Source organism: Alphaproteobacteria bacterium (genome assembly GCA_018667735.1).
GTDB lineage: Bacteria > Pseudomonadota > Alphaproteobacteria > Rickettsiales > JABIRX01 > JABIRX01.
Window position 1 is genome coordinate 1 of the sequence record JABIRX010000063.1, and the last position, 3,047, is coordinate 3,047.

Consider the following 3,047-nt stretch of genomic DNA (forward strand, 5'->3'; position numbering starts at 1 on the left):
ATCAACATTTTTGGCAATGTTAATAAAGTTTAGTGTTAATTGTTTTATTTGATCTGCATCCATTTTTTTTACTATTGTTGGTTTTAGTCCTAGTGGTTTTGGTGGTTTTATTGGTTGTTCTGTATTTGCTGCAGCAACTTCTGGTTTTACTGGTTCTACCATTTCTATAATTGCAGAAATAGTGTCCAATTTAGTAGCTCCATCTCCTTTTAAATCTGTTAACTTAGCTATAAATTCACCTCTCGCCCCCTCAGTTGCATATTCACGAAATAACTCAATATTATCCCTCTTATCTTTAAGGTTTACATTTACGTCAGATGCTGTCTTATAATGATCTGCACCTGTATTAACTTTTTCAACCAGATCAATAGCATCTTTAAGCTGTTTAGCAGAATCTCTCCCTTCTACAAATGTAGCTTCTCTTACCTTTTTAGCATCTAATATAACGTTACCTTGTAATAACTGCTCAATTTCCAGTTTATCAGTTAGTACTTTTAGGTAATTTAGGTCAGCTCCGGCATCTCCGCGAACGGCTTCAACTTGAATAGCTTTATCCATAAATGAGATTACAGTAGCAAGAGCTTCTGCTCCTTGTGATAATAAATAACTAGTTACATCTTTTATTGCATTTTCATCTGTTAATTTTCCATTCATAGTTGTGGGTTTTGCTAGAGTTATACCTCCCTCCAAATCTGGAAAAATACGAGGTCCCATCACTCTTGTAGTACTATTATATATTGCCTTACCTCTTGATATAGACTCATTTAGTTCTTTTATTGCCTCTACTTCATCTATAAAAGCTTTGCCTTGCAGAGAAACATCTGTCAAAGTCTTTCCTTGAGCATCTACGCCAATTATTTCATCGAAAATAGCAAATTCTGTAGCAGGATAGGCTTTTCTTAAATCTGCTATACGCGCAACAGCTTTCACTAATTGAGATTGCTCTTGCGAAGTACCTACCCTTGCCTGTGTAGCCACTGTATGTTCACTTAAATAAGCCTTTAAGTCGTCAATTCCACCTTCTGCATTAAGAGATGTTGCTAACGCCGAAACTTTAGCTAGAGTCGCATCGCTTGCTTTTTTAACACTCTGAATTTTTTTATATATTTCTGCACCGTTTTGTACATTACCTGTCATTTTAATACCTATATTTAAATTTGAATTTGTTGTTGTTGATTGTTGTTGTTGGTTTTGTTGTTGTTCCGTCCCCTCATCACTACTTACTTCAGCAGTATCTTTCTTTAGTAATTCTTCTTCTTTTAATTTTACTAAGCTAACCGCCGATGTAATGCTATATGAAGACACTCCAAATGACTCTTCGTCCCTAAAAGGAAATGTACCAAAATAATATTTGCTTCTATTCTTTATAATTTTACCATCTGTTTTAGCTAAAATTAAATCAAAGTCTTTTAGATCAATATGCCGTTTATCACTACCTCCTTGCTGAATATTTTCTAAAATTTGCTTTATAGAAGCAATTTCATTTTCATTTTTTCCTTTAAGAAATTTACCAAATTCTATATGGCTTGAATCTCCTTCTTGACCAATAATTTCCTTTACTTCCCTAACGGTTTCAAACCTTAATTGAACTAATTCTTTTATTGCTTGTTTTCTTGCCACAATTGCACCTTGCTCAGTGCCGAGCTCTCCCTTAAGAAGCATATCAGCAATAATATCAAGATTTTCACTGTTTTTTAAAATCAACTCTTGGAATCCATCGAGATCTTTTCCCTTTAGCTGAAATTTTAATATTTCACGCGTTCCATCATTTATAGATGGATCATTATTTTTATTTATTAGCTTAATTTTTTGTACTTCTTGATTTAGATATACATCAATATCAAAGCCTTCCTTTGTTTTTAATGATTGTTCAAGTTCACTTTTTCCTGCAATAATTGCTCCTAATGCATCTTCGAGATTGATTTGAAGATCTTTACATTCACTCAGAAATTTATTGAGATTTTCTTCATCTAAAACACTTGCTTTCTCACCAGTAAATTCTTTATTAAACTTGATTTTTGCAATGTGAAATCCTGCTTCATCCCATGTTAATGTTTTATATAAATTTCTAACAGTGCCTCCAAGCGGCTTACGAATCTTTCTCAATTCATCATATAAACCAAGAAACTCAGGAACATCTTTATTTGCTGTATTTTTTGTATCTACATCTTTTCTAGCTTTTGCAATGACTGAATTATAACCAATCCTACTAAACGCAAGAGAATCGCTTCTTTTTAAGAAAATATCTTCATTTATCACCTCCAATAATTGCCAAGGCTTAGCAATTGCTAACTTTGCTACTGTATTAAGATCCAAATCAGTTGTTGGTTTTGTTCTAGAATTGTTTAAAGCCACTCTTACTTTATTAGGATCCTTATTGACAAGAGTTGCCGGTACCTCATCTTTTTCCGCTGATTTACCATTTCTTGCGTCTAATTTTGGTTCTTGTTGTGTTCCATTTCTTGAACCATCTTCTTCCGCTGTCGTATCTACTTGTAACTCTTTTAACTCTTTCTCTAGTTTAAAATAAGCTTTTAGATTTGGATTTTTATTTTCGGCAAAAATTTTATTACACAGCTCTTCGTTATCTTTTACAGCCAGATAGAATTTCTCTAACAAAACTGTCATCTGTTCTTTGGCTTCCGTAACTGATGGAGTGTCAGTTAGAGTTATCACAATATCATAATTTTTTGCGGCGATCTCAAGCACCTGAATTACTGTAAAATCTTTTCCATCATACTTAAATGAATTAGTAAAAATAGTATTATCAAAAACAATTGTAGGAGGAGTTTTAGTTAATTCTTTAGTTAATGCTTCACATAACTGCTTATAACGAGCTAAATGTTTTTGTTTTTCAGATAGTTTACCCCTCATAACTTACCTCATTTAAAGATGAATAATCTGAGGCATTTCGTGCATGTAGACTATCCCGATTATCTGAATTAATCTCTGCCAATAATTGAGTAATAGTATTACCCTCTGCTTTCTTATGTGTATTGAAAGGATTTTTCATTTTACAACCTATATATTGAACTACTTGTTGCTTC

The 3,047-nt window shown here is 32.9% G+C and carries 2 protein-coding genes; both read right to left on the reverse strand.

The features are described 5' to 3' along the window. On the reverse strand, positions 1 to 2,874 hold a 2,874-nt coding region (locus HOH73_06550), incomplete at its 3' end, for a hypothetical protein (protein MBT5828514.1). After that, positions 2,864 to 3,013: a hypothetical protein gene (locus HOH73_06555; GenBank protein ID MBT5828515.1), complete on the reverse strand. Its 150-nt coding sequence runs from the start codon at positions 3,011 to 3,013 to the stop codon at positions 2,864 to 2,866. The genes HOH73_06555 and HOH73_06550, both read right to left, overlap by 11 nt. Positions 3,014 to 3,047 lie beyond the last annotated feature (34 nt).